Annotated in this window: 12 protein-coding genes; 3 read left to right on the top strand and 9 right to left on the bottom strand. The window is 45.3% G+C overall.

The annotated features are described in order from the left end of the window. Positions 1-46: 46 nt before the first annotated feature. Positions 47-979, bottom strand: coding sequence for a hydroxymethylglutaryl-CoA lyase (locus GCHA_RS17670; RefSeq protein ID WP_007990729.1), 933 nt, complete (start codon positions 977-979; stop codon positions 47-49). 348 nt (positions 980-1,327) lie between these two features. Between GCHA_RS17670 and GCHA_RS17665 the strand changes: the two genes are divergently transcribed. Then, positions 1,328-2,527 (top strand): CaiB/BaiF CoA transferase family protein, encoded by a 1,200-nt coding sequence (locus GCHA_RS17665; protein WP_039992754.1) that lies wholly within the window; start codon positions 1,328-1,330, stop codon positions 2,525-2,527. A gap of 331 nt (positions 2,528-2,858) precedes the next feature. Then, on the top strand, positions 2,859-3,938 hold the full coding sequence (locus GCHA_RS17660) for a hypothetical protein (RefSeq protein WP_007990720.1): 1,080 nt from the start codon (positions 2,859-2,861) through the stop codon (positions 3,936-3,938). A gap of 107 nt (positions 3,939-4,045) precedes the next feature. On the opposite strand, the gene leuD is transcribed toward GCHA_RS17660, so the two are convergent. Genes leuD through GCHA_RS17640 form a run of 4 tightly spaced genes read right to left on the bottom strand, consistent with a single transcriptional unit; the run spans position 4,046 to position 8,609 of the window. After that, the gene (gene leuD, locus GCHA_RS17655; RefSeq protein ID WP_007990719.1) at positions 4,046-4,711 is read right to left on the bottom strand and encodes a 3-isopropylmalate dehydratase small subunit; all 666 of its coding nucleotides are present in this window, start codon (positions 4,709-4,711) and stop codon (positions 4,046-4,048) included. Next, entirely contained in the window at positions 4,711-6,114 is a 1,404-nt protein-coding gene (locus GCHA_RS17650; RefSeq protein WP_007990718.1) for a 3-isopropylmalate dehydratase large subunit, read from the bottom strand. The genes leuD and GCHA_RS17650 overlap by 1 nt, the downstream gene beginning before the upstream one ends. A 4-nt stretch (positions 6,115-6,118) precedes the next feature. Continuing rightward, positions 6,119-7,018: an alpha/beta fold hydrolase gene (locus GCHA_RS17645; protein WP_007990717.1), complete on the bottom strand. Its 900-nt coding sequence runs from the start codon at positions 7,016-7,018 to the stop codon at positions 6,119-6,121. Positions 7,019-7,022: 4 nt separating this feature from the next. Next, complete coding sequence (locus GCHA_RS17640; RefSeq protein ID WP_007990716.1) at positions 7,023-8,609, bottom strand: FAD-binding oxidoreductase; 1,587 nt, start codon at positions 8,607-8,609, stop codon at positions 7,023-7,025. Between the two features lie 223 nt (positions 8,610-8,832). Here GCHA_RS17640 and GCHA_RS17635 point away from each other — a divergent pair, with 223 nt between their 5' ends. Next, entirely contained in the window at positions 8,833-9,606 is a 774-nt protein-coding gene (locus GCHA_RS17635) for a GntR family transcriptional regulator (RefSeq protein ID WP_007990715.1), read from the top strand. Between the two features lie 117 nt (positions 9,607-9,723). On the opposite strand, the gene GCHA_RS17630 is transcribed toward GCHA_RS17635, so the two are convergent. From GCHA_RS17630 to GCHA_RS17615, 4 genes are all read right to left on the bottom strand, one after another. Beyond that, positions 9,724-10,413 (bottom strand): hypothetical protein, encoded by a 690-nt coding sequence (locus GCHA_RS17630; RefSeq protein ID WP_007990714.1) that lies wholly within the window; start codon positions 10,411-10,413, stop codon positions 9,724-9,726. A gap of 646 nt (positions 10,414-11,059) precedes the next feature. After that, positions 11,060-12,406: an amidase gene (locus GCHA_RS17625; RefSeq protein ID WP_007990713.1), complete on the bottom strand. Its 1,347-nt coding sequence runs from the start codon at positions 12,404-12,406 to the stop codon at positions 11,060-11,062. After that, positions 12,406-13,860 carry a phenylacetate--CoA ligase family protein gene (locus tag GCHA_RS17620; RefSeq protein WP_007990712.1) on the bottom strand — a complete coding sequence of 485 codons (1,455 nt, stop codon included), beginning with the start codon at positions 13,858-13,860 and terminating at the stop codon, positions 12,406-12,408. Before GCHA_RS17620 ends, GCHA_RS17625 begins: the two co-directional genes overlap by 1 nt. A 4-nt stretch (positions 13,861-13,864) precedes the next feature. Further along, on the bottom strand, positions 13,865-15,238 hold the full coding sequence (locus GCHA_RS17615; protein WP_007990711.1) for an MmgE/PrpD family protein: 1,374 nt from the start codon (positions 15,236-15,238) through the stop codon (positions 13,865-13,867).

Raw genomic sequence — 15,238 nt, 5'->3', positions numbered from 1 at the left:
TCCGGTTTGAATATACTTACTCAACTTATGTAGTGGACTCACTTGTTTACACTGCACGTTGAAAGCCTTTTGGCAGGCCTGCATCAGGGGTAAATCCGTACAGAGGCTCGTTCGGTAATGCATTCGCTAATATTTTTCGTGCAGCAAATAAACCGTCAAAATCAATACCGGTTTTTAGTCCCATGGCTTCGAGCATGAAAACTAAATCTTCAGTGACGATATTGCCACTCGCCCCAGGCGCTGCAGGGCAACCACCAATGCCCCCCATTGATGAATCGACTGTGGTGATGCCGACTTCAACCGCTGCCAGTGCATTTGCTAATCCTTGGCCGCGCGTATTGTGAAGATGAATACCCGTCAGGTTTTCTTTGCCTATAGCGGCCCATACTTTCTTTACTAGACGCTGTACTTGCGCCGGGTTGGCGTATCCTGTGGTGTCTGATAATCCCACTTCATCACAACCAGCCTCCATTAATGCAATGGCTAACTCGACGACTTTGTCTTCACTCACCACGCCTTCTATGGTGCAGCCAAAGGCGGTAGATAACCCACCTTCAAATTTCGGACGTTGCTCTTTCGGTAAGCTTTTCACCAGTTCAGCAATGCGTTTTACCTCTTCAAGTACCTGCTGATGGTTACGTTTAACGTTACGTAAGCTGTGTGTTTCACTGACTGACAGAGGAATACTCATTTTGGTAGGCCTTACCTCAATGGCGTTCTGTGCGCCTCGATAGTTCGGCACTAACACAGCGACATTCAGCCCAGCGATTTCCCGCGCATATTTGGCCACCTCAGCGGTATCCGCAAGTTGAGGAAGCACTTTAGCTGGTACAAACGAGCCCACTTCAATTTCAGGTACGCCAGCTGCCGCTAGCGCGTCAATCCAGGCTAGTTTGTCAGCCGTTGGCATAATAGTGCTAATACTTTGCAGGCCATCTCTTGGCCCCACTTCACTGATTTCGATATCAAACGTTGCCATATGTTTTCCAATTTTGAACCTTGAACTGATAAGGCTTAAAAGCACCAAGGTTGAATAATGAGATCCTACTTTCCTATGTAAACGTCTTACGCTCTAGCGCACCAAGGTAAGAAGCAAAGCAAAAAGTAGAACGAGCAAAATTAAAATACGTTGCTTAGACGCCCTTTTGCAATGGCTCTGCATCGCGTTGGTGCAGCGAAATTGACAAATGTTAATCTGCTACTTTTACATTCAAACTCTATTGTTATAATATTATATCATACAGACAAAAAGTAGTCTTTTTTGCAATGAAGTACGCCTTCTTGAAAAAGACATCGTGCGTTATCAATAAATCTGGGAATACTAACGATGACAAATTCAGTTATGCCAAATTCAGGACGATTGCCGCTATCGGGCATTAAAGTAGTTGAGTTTACGCACATGGTTATGGGGCCTACCGCAGGGGTTATTTTGGCCGACTTGGGTGCGCAAGTAATTAAAGTTGAACCATTAGGAGGCGACAACACTAGACGTTTGAAAGGCTCAGGTGCGGGGTATTTTTCCATGTACAACCGCAATAAACAGAGCGTCTGCTTGGACATAAAATCTGCCGAAGGAAAAGACGTCGCTCTATCATTACTCAAAGAAGCTGACATTTTACTCGAGAATTTTCGCCCTGGCGCAATGGACAAATTAGGCCTTGGGTATGAGCAACTAAAAACAATTAACCCACGCCTGATTTACTGTTCTCTTAAAGGCTTTTTAAGTGGCCCTTATGCCCATCGCACCGCGCTAGATGAAGTTACCCAGATGATGGGCGGCCTAGCGTATATGACAGGTCTTCCCGATAAACCGATGCGTGCAGGCTCTTCGGTCATTGATATCACAGGGGGCATGTTTGGTGTCATTGGTATTTTGGCCGCCCTTGAAGAGCGCCACCATACCCATGAAGGTAAGAACGTTACTTGTTCACTGTATGAAACCACTGCATTTATGGTTGGGCAACACATGGCACAACAGGCCGTAACAGGCGAAGCACCGCCTCCCATGTCTGTGCGCCGCTCCGCGTGGGCAGTGTACGATATATTTCAATGTGCTAATAACGAACAAGTTTTTATCGGCGTGGTCAGTGATACCCAGTGGCGAATTTTCTGTGAAGCGTTTGATCTGATCGAGTTCGCAAAAGATCAAAGTCTCGCTCAGAACAATGGTCGTGTCGCTCAACGAGAGCGTATTTTACCGGTAATAAATGCGGTGTTTGCCACACTTAGTAAAACTGAACTTATGGCGAAATTAGAAAAATCTGGTTTGCCGTTCGCCCCTATCAACAAACCTTCTGATTTATTTGAAGATCCGCATTTAAATGCAGGTGGATTGGTTGATGTCACTCTGCCAGATGGAGTCAAAACTAAACTGCCGGGATTACCTCTGGAGATGAATAATGAACGTATGCCTCTGCGCCACGACATTCCCACCGATAAAGGAAATTCAGTAGCGACTTTAAAAGACGCAGGCTTTGGCGATGACGATATTGAAAAACTACTTTCCCTCGGTGTAATAAGCGCCTAACACCGCAACAGCTATAGCATTTAACGCACAGTCCCAGGACCAAAGCCGCAGTTACTGAATAACGTAATCTGCGGCTTTTTTATACGCATAAATAAAGAACCAGTCTTTTGGTCATGTGCTGCTTATTCATTATCAACTTTGACATTACGCCGGTTGAAAACGCGTTATTACTAACTTCAATTCGATATTCGTTAAAATTTACGTTTTCTAAACCGAGCAAGACAGAACAGCATAAAAATGGTAATTTTTTAAACCGTCTCGAAACTTAAAGGGATCTAAACGTCAATAGATTCTTGAGAAGTGTTATCTACTAATATTAATGGATTAAATAATGAAAAAAGTACTCGCTTTTTTAAGTACACTAATTGCAACACCACCAGTATTCGCAAATTCTGCCTTGCTATGTATAGACTGTTCAGGCCCAAGTAAAGCCAAAGCTTTTGCTACATCTAAGGCTAATAGGCTTATCTGTGACCAAGATTTTGGTCCCCAGAAAACCTGTTCATCGAGAAATAAAATAGTCACTCTCGTTGATAGAGACAGCGGCAAACCCTATCGGTATAACGTTTATCATGAACCAGATGCACCATGGAATGTTAACGCAGATAGAATTGCACTCAATGATAATATGGAAAAAGGGTTTGCGGTTTTAACTAAATTCTACAGAGATTTAGGTTCCGCTATTACCTCTAGTTCAAGTAACATTTCTCACCTCAATGGTTCAATAAATAACGTCAATAACACTTCTTCTATTTACGTCCAAGCTAAAACGACAAATTGCCCCACGCAGACAGCACTAAGTACTATTACAGATGCATCTGCAATGCAAAATCTAGAAGACTCAGCAAGACTTGAAATAGCAACAAATTTGTCAAGTAAAAACAACGATACTAATCTTCACCCGATTAAAAAAAATAATACCTACTCCCTAAATTTTATGGGAATTGGCTTAAGTATCATTGACAAAGCCAGTAGTAGAAATCCGTCTTTTGTAGTGTCATTTGATGAGTCTGAGAGGAATACTTCATTGCAGGATTATTTACTTTTCACCGTCGATGTTCTTGGGTATGACGCAAACAATATTCCAATCACAGATTTTAATTTAAGTGATAGTTCTAGGGTTGCTGGATTTACCTTATCTAGATTGAGAGGAGAAAATGGTCCTGTCCCGATAGATAACGAATGTGTTGAAACAAAATTAGAGGAAGCTGTGAATATGGGATTATTAACAGTTAAAACCTCATCAGTAGGCGGGAGTGGCGGTGCAGGTGGTGGAGAAGGTAGTGGTGGAAAAGGTAGTGGTGGAAAAGGTAGCGGCGCATCTTTTCCTGTATCTGGCGGCATGGGCTGCCAAATAGTCGACTTTTTCCAAAGTGGAGTACATATCTACACGTTTAAGATCTGCTCCTAAGTGTTTCAAGCTGCCTTTGATGTGAATATAGTCGGTATTTAGAGCCCAGCAGAGTTTATCTTCAGTTATCAGTAATACTCAGGAAAACCGTGCGCTAGAACACTATGTCAGGCCAACCACGGATACTGACGCTGATAAGCCTGTTTAAAACTCGCTATGTTTGACTTTGATTTCAACGTTAATGCAATGCCATCTAACCCTTCGAGTAACATTTCCTGCTGGGCGGGTAAAATTGAAAAGCTAAAACGCAGCGTTTCATTAACTGAGTCAGTTGCCTCAAGCTCTGTGCTTTGATGATCGGTGTTATACGCACATACGTAGCATTCCAGTAAGTTGATATTAACCTGGCACGTTTGCGGGTCTTTCTCAACATGGTTGGCTAGTGCGAGTACTTCATCATTACCAAGTACCACAGGCAAAATGCCATTTCTGATGCAGTTATGATAGAAAATTGAACCAAAACCTGGGGCGATGATCGCTTTGATCCCATACTCCTTTAACGCCCACACTGCGTGCTCACGAGACGAGCCACAACCAAAATTATCACCCGCTAATAAAATGCTGCTATTTTTATATTGCGCCTGGTTAAGCACAAAATCTTCATTCGGCTCGCGGCCATTAGGTAATGTGTAGCGCCAGCCTGCAAATAGGCCCTCGCCTAAACCTTGTTTAGACACGAGTTTCATTTCCCGTGACGGTATGATGGCATCAGTGTCGATATTAATTTGTAGCATCGGGGCAGCTACCCCTTGATGAACGGTAAATTTTTCCATTACAAATACTCCCTCACATCAGCGATACATCCTGCGATAGCACAAGCGGCAACTGTAGCAGGGCTAGCAAGATGCGAGCGCGTTTCTGGCCCTTGTCTACTCTCAAAATTACGGTTGGTACTGGTCACAACCCGCTGGCGATAACCAAAACTTTCACCACCGGCAAAGAAGCACATAGAGCAGCCTGCTTCACGCCATTCAAACCCAGCCGCAATAAATATTTTATCTAGGCCTTCCGCTTCTGCTTGGCGCTTAACTGTGGTTGAGCCTGGTACGCAAATCGCGTTAACGTTTTCTGCGACTTTTCGGCCTTTTAGAACTTTTGCGGCCAAACGTAAATCCGATATACGGCTATTGGTACACGAGCCTATAAAAGCCGCCCCTATTGGCAACCCTTTTAATGCACTACCTGCTGGCAAATCCATATACTCATAAGCTCGATTTAACGCTTGAAGTTGATTCTGCGTGGCATCAGCGGGGGCAAAAGGCACGACCGAGTCCACGGCGCAAGCGTGCTGGGGGCTGTTACCCCAAGTAATCGTCGGGCTGATATCAGCGCAGTCTATCTCAATCGTTTTATCAAACTGCGCGTGTTCATCACTGTATAACGACTGCCAAAAAGCAACAGCCTGCTGCCATAACGCCCCTTTTGGTGTGTATTCACGCCCCTTAAGATAGGCAATTGCTTTATCGTCAGGAGCAACCAAACCGGTAAATGCCGAAAATTCGACCGCCATATTGCATAAAGTCAAACGGCCTTCGATATCAAGAGCATCCACCGCCGTTCCGCCAAACTCGATGACGTAACCTGCCCCACCCGCAGCGCTGTATTTGCCAATCAAATGCAAGATCATGTCTTTGGCAGTGACCCCAAAACCAAGCTGACCGTTAAAATTAACCTTCATGGTTTTAGGTTTACTGACGCGTAAGGTCTTCGTTGCCAATGCATGTTCAGCCTCGCTGGAGCCAATCCCCCATGCTAATGCCCCTAATGCCCCTTGAGAGCACGTATGGCTGTCGGGGCAAACCAAGGTTGCGCCCGGTTGCACTATGCCTAGTTCCGGTGACACAACATGTACAATCCCTTGTTGTGGATCATTGACGTCAAACAATTTTATTCTGGCATCAATACACGCATCACGAGTGGCCAAAATAAAGTTTTTTCCGCTGGGTACCTTGGTGTTATCTCCCCTGCCTATAACAGTGTCAACAATGTGATCCATGGTACAAAATACATGCTCAGGCGAAACCACTTTTCGTTTATCGGCTTCTAAACTTTTCAAGGCAATAGAGCCTGTGCGTTCGTGCAAAAACACTCGGTCGATGTAGATTAAGGCTGCGCCATCGTCGAGCTCTTGAACAAGATGATGCTGCCAGATTTTTTCAAATAAGGTTTTGTCCATAATGTTACTCATCCGATGAATTGCTAAGACTAAGCATGGATTGCTTTAGTGCGGTAAAGCGCCCTTCGATCCCTGCTGGTGCGAAACGCATTTGAATATTTGGCGGCAAATTTGCATCGTCTAGTCTGTCTACATATTGTTTAAGTAAGCTAGTTGGCCAGCGCAATATATGTGTTGGCACTGTGACCGGCTGCAGTTGCTCTGGTCGCTCATTCATAAACGCAGCACGATAGGCTAAATGGTAGTTTTCACCTGCGGTTAAATAGCCCATAAGGGTGTCTTGAATGACGTGAGCCGGCATATCAATACTACCGACCCGAGCGCTTTCAGAGGTATCAAACCAGGGGAAGTAGTGAAATAACTGACTCGACATTTTCCAAACCAATGCCAAATGAGAACCATCTTTTTGCGGACTGATATCGGGGAAGTACTCAGCCAATATAGCCTCACGCTCATCGTCTTTAAACCAAGCCGCATTTTCAAGCACCATGCCTTTGATTGAATCCGGATGGGCCTTGGCATACTCAATGGCAATCTGTGCTCCGGTGGCAGAGCCATATAACAAGGGCTGCTTTAACTCTAAGGCATCGATAAATTCGTTCAAGGCCTGCACGTATGGAGTAAGGCTTGCATCGGGCTTAGCGCCTTTTTCAGCTTGCAATTGAGTGTCTTTATACTGTGGTAAAGGGTCAGACTGGCCGTATCCAGGGGTGTCAAGGGCGATAACCTTAAACGAGTCCGACAAGGCATTCATGATCGGTAGCATATTGGCAGATGACATAGGCGATGCGTGCAACAACACTATGACAGGTAAATGATTTGCGCCTTGGCTTCGATAGTGCAATTGCCAAGGAGCATCACCACCTAGCGAAACGTAGTGCTTTAATACTGGAAAACTCGGCATAAACTCACCCTAATCCCAATGTTTCAGGATTAACTCGCCCGTCAGGGTCGACCATTGCTTTTATGCCTTGGATCATCTTGTAGGTATCAGGCTGAATACCCTCTTTAAACTGATACGTTTTGCCTATTTGCAAATGCACGCCACCAAGCTCTTTAAAGAAACTGCTTAGTTCAGTACGAATTTGATGTACCTTGGCTCTGGCTGGCAGGTTTTCGTCGTGTTTACCCACTTTTGCCAAGTAGTCAGGCTCAACACTTTTCTCGTGAATTTCGGTGTAGGCATCGGGCCAAAAGAATACCGGCTCTAATACAAAACAGTTATTGGCCACCACGGCAAACAAGTAGCCAACACCAATATCAAACTTTTCTATATCAGCGGCATGCTCGGCAAAAATGGCTTCCACCCCATCATGAGCCTGCTTAATTTTAGAATGCGGAAACAAACCATGCACTGGCACCCAGCGTTCGCCTTGGGGCCCAAGCATATTGTTGACTGGCCCAAATGGATTAGAACGCGTAATTTTAGGAATGCTATTTTCAATTTCATTGCCGTTAAATTGCTTGGCAATAGCACGGATGTCATTCATACGCGCCTCAACGGCGGCATCAATACGATCTTCAACAATAATCTGCACCGAGTAACCCACATCTTTCATGTAGCCTCGCCCCGCCATGGCTAACTTCGCTCCATCTTTGAGTGCGCCAAGAAATGAACCGGATGACTTCATCACGCCTGCCAATGCTTTTACATCTTTGGCTAAGCTTTCACGCTTTAAGCGAAGGGCTTGTAAAAAAGGGTCAAAACCAAAACACTCCATGGCTAATCCTTGGCGAGAAATCTCGCTCATGGCCGCAATGCAATCATCGCCTTGTTTGAAATCAAACGCTAAAAAGCCTTTTGCGGGTAATTCAGGTATTAGGCGAAATGTGGCGGTTGCTTTAAAGCCTAACGCGCCATTATCACAAGTGAAAATGCCAGTCAGGTCAGGACCATAGTGACGGAAAAAAGGACTGCCATTAACTTGCGCCCCAGAGCCTGTGGTCACTAATGTTCCATCAGCCAATGCCACTTCGAGCCCGATAACAGAATCAACCGCAGTACCAAATTGACCAGAACCCCAAAAAATCGAATTCTGCGATAAACCGCCCCCTACAGTCGCTTTGCTGCCTGACAGTGTTCCCCAGTAAGGCGTTCGTACACCTTGAGCTTTAAGCGCTTCGTGTAGTTTTTTCCAGGTGCAGCCGCTTTCTACGGTGACGTACATATCTTGGGTGTTTATTTCTAAAACGCGATTCATGCGGCCAAGATCTATCATAACGCTTTGAGTTTTGGCCGGTACATAGCCCTTGGTATATGACATACCGCCCCCTCGAGGGACCACATTCATCTCGAATTCTGTCGCTATTTTTAATACATCCGATAACTCATGTTTGTCACCTGGGCTGACAACCACGGTGGCTGGAATATCTTTGGTGAATACGTCTTGGGCGTACAAACTAGTAGAGTAATCATCGGTTAACACATTGTCTTTGCCTAAGATTGAAATCATGGCAGTCAACATATCTTGCTTAGGTAGCGTATCGGTATTCAAAGCGTTCTCCTGACAATTTTATTGTTTTGCTTTTAAGTTCTTTTAGGTGCCGCATCAACTTAAAACCTATTGTTCTATCATTAGGACATTACAGGATAATGATATCCCTGACAACAGATCATTGAGCTCTCCTTTGACAAAAGACTTGCTCCACTATTTATGTTATCTTGTTATATTGATATATCATTTTCTTGAACCACCCAAATATGGAGATGGATAACCCATGTCATTCGATGCTCAATTTGCTTCGCTCAATCAGACCAAGTTAAATGAAGAGTCACCAACGCCCCTTTACTACCAGCTTTACAGCCTGCTTAAACAGAATATCTTGAACGGTAGTTTAGAAGATGGGTCACAGTTACCGACTGAATTGGGGCTGTCTCAAGCGTTCAGCATTTCACGGATCACTGCCAAGCGCGCACTTGACGAGCTGGCCGCCGAAGGCCTAGTCGCAAGACGCCGGGCTAAAGGCACCCATGTTACGCATAAGTATCAGCCCAAACCGGTCAAAGCACCTTTAGTCGGCATGCTGCAAGAGCTAGAATTTATGGGCCAGCACTCAGAAGCAAGAGTCGTTGAACTAACCACGGCACGCCCACCAGCAGAAATAGCGGAAGAATTCGCCCTAGTTGAAGGCGAAACCTTATTGAAAATGACGCGCGTCAGAAGCCGCCTACATGAAGCGTTTGGTTACTATGTGAGTTGGAGCAAAGGGCTGAATAAGTTTAACGAAAAAGCTAGCTTAGAAACGACCACTCGCCTTGAAATATTTCGTAAAAATGGAATCGAAATCAAACATGTAAAGCAAATTTTAAGTGCCTCTGCGGCTACGCCGGAGGTGGCTAAAGAATTAGGTGTAGAAGCGGGCTTTCCCTTGTTAAGTTTGACTCGTCGCTCATATGATGAAAATGAAAACCTAGTAGATTACCTGTCTGCCCTGTACCACCCTGAACGTTTTCAATACCGGATGGACCTAACGCCTGAACCTTCAAACTAGCAGCAAGAAGCGCTAATCACTCAAAAGCCACGGCTTAAAATGTGACGACTGCAGATATAAAAAACGCCACATCATGAAGTGGCGTTTGTCATATCAAGAGATTGTATCCGTATCTTGCTACATCGGTTTAACCGCACCGAAAAACGCGACTGTTAAAATGAGTATCCAGTAAAGGTATGCTAGTTTTCTACCAAACCGAATAGAGCGGTCTAGGGTGGCTTCAACTTCAGCGTTCTCGCCCATTGCAAGCTGGCGAAATAGCTCAGTCCACTCACGCATGATAAAGCGTAATTTAAGTCCAATCACCAAAGTACAGGCATATAAAAACATTTTAATAGAGAACCATTTCTGCCCAGTTTCAGCCATTAAGGGCCCATCACCAAACAGTGACCAAAGGCTAGTGATCATCAGCGCCGGTATAACAATGAAGCGAATACCCTCGTCAATTTTAGTTAAACGAATACCGGTATCGCTTTCGCGGAAAATGTAAGCTGACCAACATAAGCCCAACCATAGCGCAAACAAGATCCACATACCGGTTAGCCAGTTTCCACCTAGCGGCTGAACACCCCAGATGTGCCCCATGTGTAAACCAAGTGGCAATAACATAATGATGCCGGTTCGGGCTAATATATCTATACGATAGGCCGTTTCCATATGACGGCGTCGCTCATCCATCGACAGTTTCCGATTGATAACATTGAATGAGGTTTGAAATACGCCCCACTCACCGCCTAACCAATACACCATCGCCACAATATGTAGCCATCTTAAAATGGGTAACTGATACATTTCCAAAAAAGACATAGATTAACCCTTGTAATATTTCATTATTCTTAGTCGGGATAATCGTTCATGCCTTGCAATTTGATTACCACTCAACCCTTGCCAAAACTCTACGCTAGGGGCAATTAATCAAGAATGATGAATATCAATTTGTCTGTGTCACCGGCTTATAAACAGCGAATAACAAGGGTTTCAGGATAGAGAAACTAAAAGCAGATGCGCTTTAAGGCGTTAAAAAACCAGCAAGTCGGCCATTTTACACAACCAATCAGATGGCAAATAAGCTAATTTAACCGATAAAAAACGCGTAGAGGGAAGGATATTTTTTCACGCTTTTGCGCATTGGAATTACGCCGTTCTAAACAGGCCGCAAATACAATATGGCTTTACTGCACCCCTTATTATCCCCACTATTTATGCGGGTTATTGAATACGAGTGCGAGTTATTGAATACGAGATATTGAGTGGGCCCCCCGAATGAAAGGCCGTTTTAGTGAAGCTTATGCTGTTTACAATCCAATGGCGACAGCTTGCAATTTGGCAAACAGCCGCCTGTTAGATTTAATTTAGTGAAGCATGAAGTATTCGCTTTCTTTGGAAAACTATTCTTCTTAATTACAGCTAACCAGAGCGCTGTTCGCCTGACCGTTTTTGGCATGCATTAGTGTTAGTCAAGGCTCGGCAAAATATAACGAAACTGGGTGTGCTCTTGCCAACGCTCGGCTAAGTCTAACAGTTGATTGTCGCTGCCCAGTGGCCCAACAATTTGCATCCCAGCTGGCAGTATATTGTCACTTAGCATTGGTAAAGACACTGCTGGCAAACCAGCTTGGTTAGCAAAACTGGTTAAGTCAGCTTGATTCGCCGGTACTGGCTGTGCAAACGAAAATGCGCGTTGCAAAACCGTTGGCATCAGTATGGCGCAGCCTTGCTTGAACAGTTGCCGGGCGAAAATTTTCGCATTATCTAGCACTCGCTCAGATTGCATCATGTCCATGGGGGTTTTTCGTTCTATATATGACAACATGCCGCGCATATATTCTGAGAATTTTTGCGGCTGGTTTAGCCAATCTTCTTGATGCTCAACGCGCATGTCGGCTTCACAAAGCAGTAGGCCAGCCCTTCGAGCTGCAGCGAAGTCATAATCAGAAAAATCAAAATACTGAAGGGTATACCCTAAGTCAGTAAATGCACTTAAATTGGCAGAAAAGTCAGCAGCGATATCAGAGGATACGCCTAACCCTTCGAGGTTTTCGGGTACCAATAGTACTTTATTGTCAGAAGCAGTAAAGCAATCAATTGCCTTAAAATCGATAGAGGCAGCACAACTTTCGTCAAATGCTTTCATCACACTGATGGCCAGTGTTAAATCTTTTGCAGAGCGCGCCATAGGCCCGATATTATCCATCACCCTGCTACACGTTACTGAGCCATGATTGCTCACCGCGCCGCGACTTGGCTTAAAACCAAAGATACCGCAATAGGCCGCAGGAATACGCACCGACCCCATAGTATCTGTACCTAGTGATAAGCCAACCATACCTGAGGCCACCGCTGCGGCCGAGCCGCCAGAAGAACCGCCCGGCGTATAACCGTGTTTGTGCGGGTTGTGGCAATCACCAAAATGTTCATTTTGGTTGGTGGCACCAAGGGCGCCCTCATGCATATTCAATTTGCCTATAAACTGGGCCCCGGTTTGACGAAGACGATTAATTACAAACGCGTCTTGCTTCGCTTGTCGCCCGATACGGGTCGCCATGCCGGCTGTGGTCGCAAACCCCTTCACATCAATATTGTCTTTAACGCCTATACAAATGCCTTGAAACACCGAACCTGTGCGCGTCTCTTGAGGTGCACATTTAGGTAAAGCAGTTTGTAAAAACGCATTAATTTTAGGATTGACCCGTTTAATATAGCGGTATTGCAGCTCTGCCAATTCTTGCGCAGAAATTTGCTTATCTTTGATCAGGGCGACATGGGTGCTCACATCCTGACTGAGTAGTGCCATATCCATTATTTAAACCTGCTATCAATTAGGCGAATAGGTTTTTGGCGCACATCGACTTGAGTGAGTGGTGTTAATTCCCCTTCTCCCACCAACGCGACTTGTACTTCGATACCTATCTTGCGTTTTAATATTGCAGCGTATTTTGTCAGCAGCTCCGCTCGTTGCGACTCAGGGGTTGAAACCTCAGCTCGCACTATCATTTCATCTCGCCCAGTTTCGTCGCGAACCGCTTCACAAATAAATTCCCCAAGGAATTCCTCACGCTCGTCTAACATTGGGCCAATACCTTGTGGGTAGATGTTGATCCCTCTGAGTTTAACCATATTGTCCGAACGGCCCATAAAACCTTTAATTCGTTTAAACGGCAGATTGAGGGTATTTTCCCCGACGACTTCTTGCGTAATATCATGGGTATTGAAGCGGATAATCGGGTACACATCATCTTTGTATAGGCAGGTCACTACCATATTGCCTGTATCACCAGGTGTCACCGGTTGATTACTTTGGGTATCAAGTAATTCTAAATACTGGGCATCTTCCCAAACATACATTCCACTGTGGTCCGGGCCCTCAGCAGCTATGGTGCCCGTGTCACCCACACCATACCAATCAAACAATTCTGGGTTGCCCCAAGTTTTAGCAATACTTTCGCGGCTCTCCATACCCAAATGGCCGATAATCATATCGATCTTTATGTCTTTTCCCGGCTCTAAGCCTTCTTCTTTAGCCACATCTGCTAAACGTTTGATGTAGTCAACGAATCCGACGAGAACATTCACCCCGAAGGTTTTCATTAAATTAACCTGCTGCACCGAGCGTGTTTCAACCCCTGTGCCCGCCGATAAAAATAACGCATTGGTATATTTGGTAACGGCTTCACGAATGTAGTGCCCGCCGTTAATCATGCCGTGACCGTAGCAAGACTGAATGGTTGCAGCGGGCTTTAAGCCCATAAACCGGTAGGACCGTGCCACCAGCAACGATTGTACTTCTCGACTTTTCGGTCCAAACAACAAGGGTTGAGGAGTACCTGTTGTTCCGCTGGTCGTATGAAATACCAAGGGTGGGCGTTGCTCAGCGGGTATGCCATCAAGGCCATGAAAATCACCAATCGGTGGATACTGTTCAACGCTTTCCATAATGTCTGATTTGGAAATTAATGGTAGCTTTTGAATGTCATCGATACTTTGAATGTCTTGGGGCTTCACACCCGCTTTACCCCATATTCGCTGGTAAAAAGGGATCTCCCATGCGCGCTTTACTACCACCATAAATCGCTCATTTTGCAGCGTTTTTAAACGAGCTTTGCTCATCCCTTTAAAGGTCTCAAATACCCCATCGCCTAAAGGAAAATCTTTAAGCATTTGGTCATAATCGAAGGACTCAAAATAGGTGGGATACGTGTGTTTTTGTGTGTGACTTGCCGGAGAACCGACTGCGTTATCAACCGTGTTTTTCATCTGCTTACCTATTACTAACGAGTGCATCAACTAAGTGATTAATATTCGGGATCTGTTCCAGTTGGTCTATGCGTTTTATCAAAAAAGCAATTTTATCTTCAGCAAAAGGGACAATCGCGCTTTTACAGGCCGCGCGAAATTTCGCCAACTGGGCTTGGCGATCTAACGGATTTTGCGGGCTACCTAACACATCCGCTATTTCTATCTGGTATTGCTGACCAGATATTAACCTTACTTCAACCCGCACAGGGGCTAATGCATTAGGGTCGGTGACGTGATTCAAATGGGTATCGACTTTGGCCCCTAACGTGAGAATATTTGGGTCGGCTAAGCAATCAGCGGAAAAATCGGTGACGCCGACATCGCCTTTTAATAAGCCGCTGGCGGCAATATAGCCATTACACAACTTGGCATAACTGGCATCCATACCTAGCTTTACGGGCCGGCCTACCAGCTTATTAATTAATGGCGGAGCATACACATCAATTTTAGCGACTTCTTTGGCACTAAAGCCGTGAGTGCGTTGTAATCGTTGTAGCCCATCAATGGTGCCATGCCCGGCTCTGCCAGTGGGAAAAGGCTTATGACTAACCTGCTCTATCTGAAATTCACGACCCACCTTGTCACGTAAGGGCGCCAAATCATAACTGTCTTCAAATAGGTGAAAGTAACCATAGGGCCCTTGAAGAATATCTTTTGGCCCTTCTAGCCCTGCACGGGCCATATCCACAGCGCGAATAGCGGTGGCGGCATTAACACCAATTTGCATCGCCAGCATAGGTGAGCCTTCAACATGGGATTGCATGGTGCCGCTGATTTGGCTATAGGCAATGCCAAGGGCATTGGCTAACATCTCACCTTTTACGCCGAGCATGGCACACATGCCAGCGGTTGCTCCTAGGCAACCGCACACTGACGGTCGAAAAAACTTCAAACTGGATGTCACACATTGGCCAATCAACGTGGCTACATCTACCGCCAATGTCACACCAAGAATAAGCTGCTTTGCACTAAGATTGTGCGCTTGTCCATAAGCCATCAAAGACGATAAAATCACCGCCATAGGGTGTACAACCGCGGGCTCATGCACACAGTCCCATTCTTGATTATGAATTTGGTAGCCATTGATAGCAGCAGCAGAGGCCGCTGGCAGCCACTCTCCTGTCACCCAAACTTGTGCTTGTTCTGCTTGCCCCCACTGTTTTACAGCCTGTTTCAGTTGGCTCACTTGGGGCACGCGTGAACCACTTATTCCGACACCTAACGAGTCCAAAATAAACGTTTTACAAGCGGCTATAGTGGTATCGGGTAACTGCTCATAAGCGGTATTTTCGATGTGCGCAAACAACAGGGCAATGGCATTAATAGGTTGGCTCAT

Origin of the sequence: Paraglaciecola chathamensis S18K6, assembly GCA_000314955.1 — a bacterium.
GTDB lineage: Bacteria > Pseudomonadota > Gammaproteobacteria > Enterobacterales > Alteromonadaceae > Paraglaciecola > Paraglaciecola chathamensis.
The sequence above is the reverse complement of the archived record's forward strand: the minus strand, read 5'-3'. Positions and strand labels throughout refer to the sequence as shown.